This is a genomic window from Bradyrhizobium sp. (assembly GCF_019244115.1).
Taxonomy (GTDB): domain Bacteria; phylum Pseudomonadota; class Alphaproteobacteria; order Rhizobiales; family Xanthobacteraceae; genus Bradyrhizobium.
Genome location: NZ_JAFATE010000156.1, coordinates 1 through 6548, shown reverse-complemented (window position 1 = coordinate 6548; position 6548 = coordinate 1). Strand labels below are relative to the sequence as shown.

The following is a 6548-nucleotide window of genomic DNA, read 5'->3' as shown; positions in this document are numbered from 1 at the left end:
GCCAGCTGCACCATCGCAGGCCGCGCCATCTGCGCGCTATCCGCGGCAGGCCGAACCTGATGCGCCTGCGCCGCGGCGGTCAGCACAATCGCGCCGCCGAAAATTGCTGCCGTCATGATCCGGATCATCTCGCCCACCCAAGCGCTGCCAGCACGATCCGACCGGACATCGGTTCCCATCGTTTTGGATCATGCCTTACAACCACTATCTCTACCTCACCGACTCTGTTTTCGCCACGGGGATCGGCGGACATGACGCGCCCACAATTTCGGATCGCGCAGCGATGGAACCCGCGCTAAGAGTGTCGTGATGTGGACCGACCTGAAAGCCCCCTCGCTCGCGGACATGGAAGCCACGGCGCACGAGCTGTTCGCGCGCCTGCCGGCGCGGTTTCGCGTGCTGTGCGAGGGGCTGATCATCCGTGTCGAGGATTTTCCAACCAACGAGGTGCTGGACGAGATGGAGGCGACCAGCGAGTTCGACCTGCTCGGCCTGTTCCAGGGTCTTGGCCTGCCACACCAGAGCAGCAGCGACATTCCGCGCCTGCCGAACATGATCTGGCTCTACCGGCGGCCGATTCTCGACTATTGGGCCGAGCATGAGGAGGCGCTCGGCGACATCGTCCGCCACGTCCTGGTCCATGAGATCGGCCACCATTTCGGGCTCTCCGACGACGACATGGAGGCGATCGAGGCCCAAACGGAAGCAGAAGCCAACCGGGGCGGTGAATAGGAGACCTGCGGCCCGGGCGCTTCCTGGGCTGCGATTTTCGCGATAAATGGATGCACCATCATCAAGAATCTCGGCGGAGAACCGGAAGCTATGGACAAGTTCACGACGCTGGAGGGCGTTGCGGCGCCCCTGAAGATCATCAATGTCGACACCGACATGATCATTCCAAAACAGTATCTGAAGACCATCAAGCGGACCGGTCTCGGCAAGGGTCTGTTCTCGGAGCAGCGCTATAAGGACGACGGCAGCGAGAACGAGGATTTCATCCTCAACAAGGTAGCCTATCGGAACGCCAAAGTGCTGGTGGCCGGCGACAATTTCGGCTGCGGCTCCAGCCGCGAGCATGCGCCCTGGGCACTGTTGGATTTCGGCATCCGCTGCGTGATCTCGACCTCGTTTGGGGACATTTTCTACAACAACTGCTTCAAGAACGGCATTCTGCCGATCCGCGTCTCGCAGGCCGATCTCGACAAGCTGTTCGACGATGCCGAGCGCGGCGCCAATGCGACGCTGACCATCGACCTGCCGAACCAGGAGATCCGCGGCCCCGACGGCGGCAAGGTGAAGTTCGAGATCGATCCGTTCCGCAAGCACTGCCTGCTCAACGGCCTCGACGACATCGGGCTGACGATGGAAAAGAAGTCCTCGATCGATGCCTATGAGGCCAAGGCCAGGACCGAGCGCGCCTGGGCCTGATCGAGGAGCGGTTCCGGACGGTGGCGCATGCGGCCTGACGTCGTCACCTTCTGGCATGGCCCGCTCGACCGCCTCCGGCAGACCTGCCTCAGGTCGCAGCTCGCAGCGGGCCACAAGGTCACTGTCTACAGCTTTGCGCCGCTTCCCGGCCTGCCTGATGGCGTGCGCCATGCCGACGCCGAAGCGGTACTGCCCTTCGCCTTTTCCGAACGGCTGCGGCCGCCGCGGCCGGACGGCTCCTGGCGCGACTGGACCACGCTGCAGTTCTCCGACTTCTTCCGCATGCGCCTGATGGCGCAGAGCGCGGGCCTGTGGCTCGACGCCGACGTGCTGCTGCTTAAGGCCGTCGAGATCGATCCGCAAAAGCCGTATTTCGCCTGGGAGCGGCCGCGGCAGCTCGGCAATTCCGTGCTCTATCTGCCGTCTGATGATCCCATCGTGGCGGCCTTCGCGCAGCTGATGCAGCAGAAGGAGCTGACGCCCGACTGGCTGTCACTGCGCCATCGCCTGACCTTTGCGCTGCGCCGCATCAGCGGCAAATCGGATCGGCTGTCGGACATCCGTGTCGCGATCTTCGGCCCGGCTTCCCTGACCGCGCTGGCCCGCCGGTCCGGCGAGCTTCGCCACGCATTGCCGAAAAAATCCTTCTATGCCGTCCATGCCGAGCCGGCGCGCTTCTTCGAGCCGACGGAGTTTTCCGCGCTCATCGCCGATCCCGGTATCGTCGGCTTTCACGTCTCGCCGAAAGGGCGCGGCAACCAGCCTCCACTTCCCGGCAGCCTTTATGGCTGGGCGTCGAAACGCTTCGCCGCTGCTTGATCTGGCGCAACACCGCCTGAAGCGGAATTAGCGCAGCGCGGCGATGGCGTCCGCGATCTCGATCGTGCGCCGCGCCATGTCGGCATGAAGCCGCTCGACCATTTTGCCATCGAGCTGGATCGCGCCGCGCGCGGCATTTTCCGGCAGTTCGAACGCCGCGATGATCTTGCGCGCGGTGGCGACCTCGTCGGGTGGCGGCGTGAAGATCGCGTTGCAGGCATCGATCTGGCCGGGATGGATCAGCGTCTTGCCGTCAAAGCCGAGATCGCGGGCCTGCGCGCATTCCACGGCAAAACCGTCAGGATTGGAGAAGTCGCTGTAGGGGCCATCGAGGATCTCGAGGCCGTGCGCGCGGGTCGCCAGAATGCAATGCGTGATCATCGGCACCATCGCCGCGCGGCCCGGCAGCATCCTGATCCGCGTCTCCCGCGATATGTCGTTCGGCCCGAACACGAAACCTGCAAGGCGCGTGTTGACATCGCGTGAGGCCGCCGCGAGTTCCTCGGCATGCAGCACCGCGCGGGCGGTCTCGATCATCGCCCAGACCCTGACCTCGGTGCCTGCGCCGAGCACGTTGAGCCGCGTAGCGATCGTCGCGAGATCCTGAACGCTGGACACTTTTGGAACCAGAATGCCGTCAGGCTGCGCGCGCGCGGCCATGGCGAGGTCGTCGTCCCACCAGGGCGCATCGAGGCTGTTGAGGCGGATCAGGATCTCGCGCTTGCCAAAACCCTTGTCCGCGATCGCCTGCGCGATCTGCTCGCGGGCCTGCGCCTTGGCGTCGGGAGCCACCGAATCCTCGAGGTCAAGGATCAGGCCGTCGGCCGGAAGGTTGCGGCCCTTGTCCAGCGCGCGCGGATTCGAGCCGGGCATGAACAACAGGCTGCGGCGCGGTCGTGTCATGATTCTCCTCGCAGGCTTTCGTGTGGCGGATCTGACATTCGCTACCGTGCCGCGGCGAGTGCACAAGAGGGAATGTCAGATCCAAGCCACTAGGGAACCCTGCCGATACCATTCCAATTGCCCATTCGAAAGGCTTGTTCCTCCTCCGCCGCTGTGGTTAGGCATGACCATGATCACGTTTCCGAAAAGCCTGCTCGACGGCTACCGGACATTCCGGACCCAGCGGCTCCCCACTGAACAGACCCGCTATCGTGAATTGTCCGTGCGCGGGCAATCGCCCGAAGCCATGGTGATCGGCTGCTGCGACTCCCGCGTCTCGCCCGAGGTCATCTTCGATGCCGGCCCCGGCGAATTGTTCGTGGTGCGCAACGTCGCCAATCTGGTGCCGGTCTATCAGCCCGATCAGGGCGCGCACGGCGTATCGGCCGCGCTGGAGTTTGCGGTCAACGCGCTCCACGTCAAGCACGTCGTGGTGCTCGGGCATGCGCAATGCGGCGGCATCCGCGCCTTCATCAACAAGAGCGAGCCGCTGTCGCCGGGTGACTTCATCGGCCGCTGGATGGCGATGTTCATCAAGCCCGGCGAGGTGGTCGAGCAGCGCGCCCACGAGACGATGCACGACTTCACGGTCCGGATCGAAAAGGCCGCGGTGTTCCGCTCGCTCGAAAACCTGATGACCTTTCCGTTCGTCCGCTCCAAGGTCGAACGCGGCGAACTGCAGCTGCACGGCGCCTATTTCGGCGTCGCCGAGGGCTCGCTGTTCGTGCTCGACAAGATCGCCAAGGAATTTTTGAGCGTTGCGAAGCTCGAGACGTAGCCGTCATTGCGAGCAAAGCGAAGCAATCCAGAGTCTTTCCGCGGATAAGTCTGGATTGCTTCGGCGCTAAAGCGCCTCGCAATGACGCTTCACTATTCCTCGTGCTTGTCCGTCCAGCGGTCGGACAGCGCGAGCAATAGCGCCGAGATCACGAACACCAGGTGCACGGCGACCAGCCAGGTCATCTTGGTGGCGTCGAACGCGTGGTCGATGTTCAAAAATGCTTCCAACACGTGGATCGCCGAAATCGCGACAATGGAGGCGAGCAGTTTCTGCTTCAGTCCGGCGAAATCGATCCTGGTCATCCAGACCGGCCAGTTCGGATGCGCTGACGTGTCGATGCGCGAGACAAAGTTCTCGTAGCCGGAAAACACCACGATCAGGATCAAATTGGCGACCAGCGTCATGTCGATCAGAGAAAGCACGCCGAGAATGGTGTCGGTCGACTTCCAGCTTGCGCTTGAGGCCTCCAGGATGAACTCCCAGAGCGTCCGCACGAATTTGAGGAGCAGCACGGCAAGGCTGACGACCAGCCCGACATAGAACGGCGCCATCAGCCAGCGGCTGTTGAACAGCGCGGTTTCGGCAGTGCGCTCGATCGCCTTACGCAACCTGTCTGGCCGGGACGGAGCCGCCTGCTCGGACATGTGCTGCCGTCCCCTGCCGTGGCTCAGGCCGCCTTCTCCTTGGCCGTGATCAGCTTGCGGTTGATCAGCACTTCCGCGATCTGAATCGCGTTCAGCGCGGCGCCCTTGCGCAGATTGTCGGAGACGCACCAGAAGGCGAGGCCATTCTCCACCGTCGCATCCTCGCGGATACGGCTGATATAGGTGGCGTCCTCGCCGGCCGCCTCGTAGGGCGTGGCGTAGCCGCCCGCCTCCTGCTTGTCGATTACGAGACAGCCGGGCGCCCTGCGCAGGAGGCCCCGCGCCTCATCGGCCGTGATCGGCTTCTCGAACTCGACATTGACGGCTTCCGAATGGCCGACGAACACCGGCACCCGCACGCAGGTCGCCGACAGCTTGATCTTGGGATCAAGAATCTTCTTGGTCTCCGCCATCATCTTCCACTCTTCCTTGGTATAGCCGTCTTCCATGAAGACGTCGATGTGGGGGATGACGTTGAAGGCGATGCGCTTCGGGAATTTCTTGGTGATCAGCTCGTCATTGGTGTAGACGGCCTTGGTCTGCGAAAACAGTTCGTCCATCGCATCCTTGCCGGCGCCCGACACCGACTGATAGGTCGCCACCACGACGCGCGTAATGGTCGCCGCATCGTGCAGCGGTTTTAGCGCGACCACGAGCTGCGCGGTCGAGCAGTTCGGGTTGGCGATGATGTTCTTCCTGGCAAAGCTCGCGGCCGCATCGGCATTGACCTCCGGCACGATCAGCGGCACGTCCGGGTCCATGCGCCAGGCCGAGGAGTTGTCGATCACGACCGCGCCGGCCGCGCCGATTTTTGGCGACCATTCCTTCGACACGGTGCCACCCGCCGACATCAGACAGATGTCGACATCGGAGAAGTCGTAATGCTCGAGCGCCTTGACCTTCAGGGTGCGGTCGCCATAGGAGACCTCGACGCCGACGCTGCGGCGTGACGCCAGCGCCACGACCTCGTCGGCAGGGAATTTGCGCTCGTCGAGAATGTTGAGCATTTCCCGCCCGACATTGCCGGTCGCGCCGACCACTGCGACTTTGTAACCCATCGTTCACTCTCCGAGGAAAAACGCCTCCCCGCCGCATCACGCGGAAAGGGAAGAGCCAGCGCTTCTATGCGAGAAACCACCTCAACACAACGTTACCATGGTGTTCGAGCCTTTCATGCCCGCGTTTTGGGCCGAGCCGGCAGCTAGTGGAGCGGATTTGACGTTCGCATCCCCGCGTGCCGTGACTTCCTCATGCGAACGTCAAATCCAAAGCTCCATTAGCATCAATAAGTTGGCTAGTGGTCCTTTGACGCCAACATTCGCAAACGTGCCTACCCAGGTGGAATGCGAATGTTGGCGTCGGACCACTAGTCCTCCGAGCCGGCGAATCCACCCTTTCCTCACCAGCATCCATGACGAAATCTGCGGGACCGTAGCGGGCCTGTTCGCCTACGCCGGCACCTTGGCACTCCTTGGTATTTTGGCACTCTATGGCTGGCGTCAACTGCCGCTGGCCGACCTCCTCCAGGGTGCCGCCGAGCCCGGTTGGACCGTCACAAGTCGGCTTCTCCCTGCCTTCGCTGTGGCCTTCGATCAAGATAGATCAAGGACTTACACCATCCTGAGGCATCCCGAGGGCGGCCGCAAGGACGTCTTTCGGTGGCCTGCCCAGGCTGAAGCTGCGAAGATCGAGCTGGAAATCTACCGGATCGGCGCCGAGGCCGGGCCAGCAGCAGACGCATTCACCTATCTCGCCGAGCGGATGCCTGCCGATCGCACCGGCGGTCTCGAGTCCGCCGGCATGATCGAGAGCAAGTTCGGGCCGGTTGCCTTGTTTCATCGCGCCGGCGCCAGCGATGGTTTTGGCGCCTGCCTCGGCTTCGTCAAGCGCATCGACGATCCGGTCCTGCAACTCACCGGTTGGTCCTGCCAGGG

8 protein-coding genes are annotated in these 6548 nt (G+C 63.0%); 5 read left to right on the top strand and 3 right to left on the bottom strand.

Features of this window, described 5'->3' with window-relative positions; translation table 11 throughout:
• The first annotated feature begins 309 nt into the window (after nt 1-309).
• The 3 genes from JOZ76_RS07035 (at nt 310) to JOZ76_RS07025 (ending at nt 2247) form a co-directional block, all read left to right on the top strand.
• Nucleotides 310-732, top strand: a complete 423-nt coding sequence (locus JOZ76_RS07035; protein ID WP_291697900.1) for a metallopeptidase family protein — start codon at nt 310-312, stop codon at nt 730-732.
• 90 nt (nt 733-822) lie between these two features.
• Nucleotides 823-1428 (top strand): 3-isopropylmalate dehydratase small subunit, encoded by a 606-nt coding sequence (leuD, locus tag JOZ76_RS07030; RefSeq protein WP_291697899.1) that lies wholly within the window; start codon nt 823-825, stop codon nt 1426-1428.
• Between the two features lie 27 nt (nt 1429-1455).
• A complete protein-coding gene (locus tag JOZ76_RS07025) occupies nt 1456-2247 on the top strand; it encodes a hypothetical protein (RefSeq protein WP_291697898.1) in 792 nt (263 codons plus the stop codon).
• A 27-nt stretch (nt 2248-2274) separates the two neighbouring features.
• On the opposite strand, the gene JOZ76_RS07020 is transcribed toward JOZ76_RS07025, so the two are convergent.
• On the bottom strand, nt 2275-3150 hold the full coding sequence (locus JOZ76_RS07020; RefSeq protein WP_291697897.1) for an HpcH/HpaI aldolase/citrate lyase family protein: 876 nt from the start codon (nt 3148-3150) through the stop codon (nt 2275-2277).
• A 169-nt stretch (nt 3151-3319) separates the two neighbouring features.
• On the opposite strand from JOZ76_RS07020, the gene JOZ76_RS07015 reads away from it, so the two are divergent.
• Nucleotides 3320-3967 carry a carbonic anhydrase gene (locus tag JOZ76_RS07015; RefSeq protein ID WP_291697901.1) on the top strand — a complete coding sequence of 216 codons (648 nt, stop codon included), beginning with the start codon at nt 3320-3322 and terminating at the stop codon, nt 3965-3967.
• A 92-nt stretch (nt 3968-4059) separates the two neighbouring features.
• Here the strand turns inward: JOZ76_RS07015 and JOZ76_RS07010 are convergent, their stop codons facing one another.
• Nucleotides 4060-4614, bottom strand: a complete 555-nt coding sequence (locus tag JOZ76_RS07010; RefSeq protein ID WP_291697896.1) for a TIGR00645 family protein — start codon at nt 4612-4614, stop codon at nt 4060-4062.
• A 23-nt stretch (nt 4615-4637) separates the two neighbouring features.
• Complete coding sequence (locus JOZ76_RS07005) at nt 4638-5672, bottom strand: aspartate-semialdehyde dehydrogenase (protein WP_291697895.1); 1035 nt, start codon at nt 5670-5672, stop codon at nt 4638-4640.
• Nucleotides 5673-5829: 157 nt separating this feature from the next.
• On the opposite strand from JOZ76_RS07005, the gene JOZ76_RS07000 reads away from it, so the two are divergent.
• The coding region (locus tag JOZ76_RS07000; RefSeq protein ID WP_291697894.1) for a hypothetical protein at nt 5830-6548 on the top strand (719 nt) is incomplete at its 3' end.

Excerpts from the sequence above, each read along its gene's own strand:
- JOZ76_RS07035 (WP_291697900.1), top strand. The coding sequence starts at position 310 with ATGTGGACCGACCTGAAAGCCCCCTCGCTCGCGGACATGGAAGCCACG.
- leuD (WP_291697899.1), top strand. The coding sequence starts at position 823 with ATGGACAAGTTCACGACGCTGGAGGGCGTTGCGGCGCCCCTGAAGATC.
- JOZ76_RS07025 (WP_291697898.1), top strand. The coding sequence starts at position 1,456 with ATGCGGCCTGACGTCGTCACCTTCTGGCATGGCCCGCTCGACCGCCTC.
- JOZ76_RS07020 (WP_291697897.1), bottom strand. The coding sequence starts at position 3,150 with ATGACACGACCGCGCCGCAGCCTGTTGTTCATGCCCGGCTCGAATCCG.
- JOZ76_RS07015 (WP_291697901.1), top strand. The coding sequence starts at position 3,320 with ATGATCACGTTTCCGAAAAGCCTGCTCGACGGCTACCGGACATTCCGG.
- JOZ76_RS07010 (WP_291697896.1), bottom strand. The coding sequence starts at position 4,614 with ATGTCCGAGCAGGCGGCTCCGTCCCGGCCAGACAGGTTGCGTAAGGCG.
- JOZ76_RS07005 (WP_291697895.1), bottom strand. The coding sequence starts at position 5,672 with ATGGGTTACAAAGTCGCAGTGGTCGGCGCGACCGGCAATGTCGGGCGG.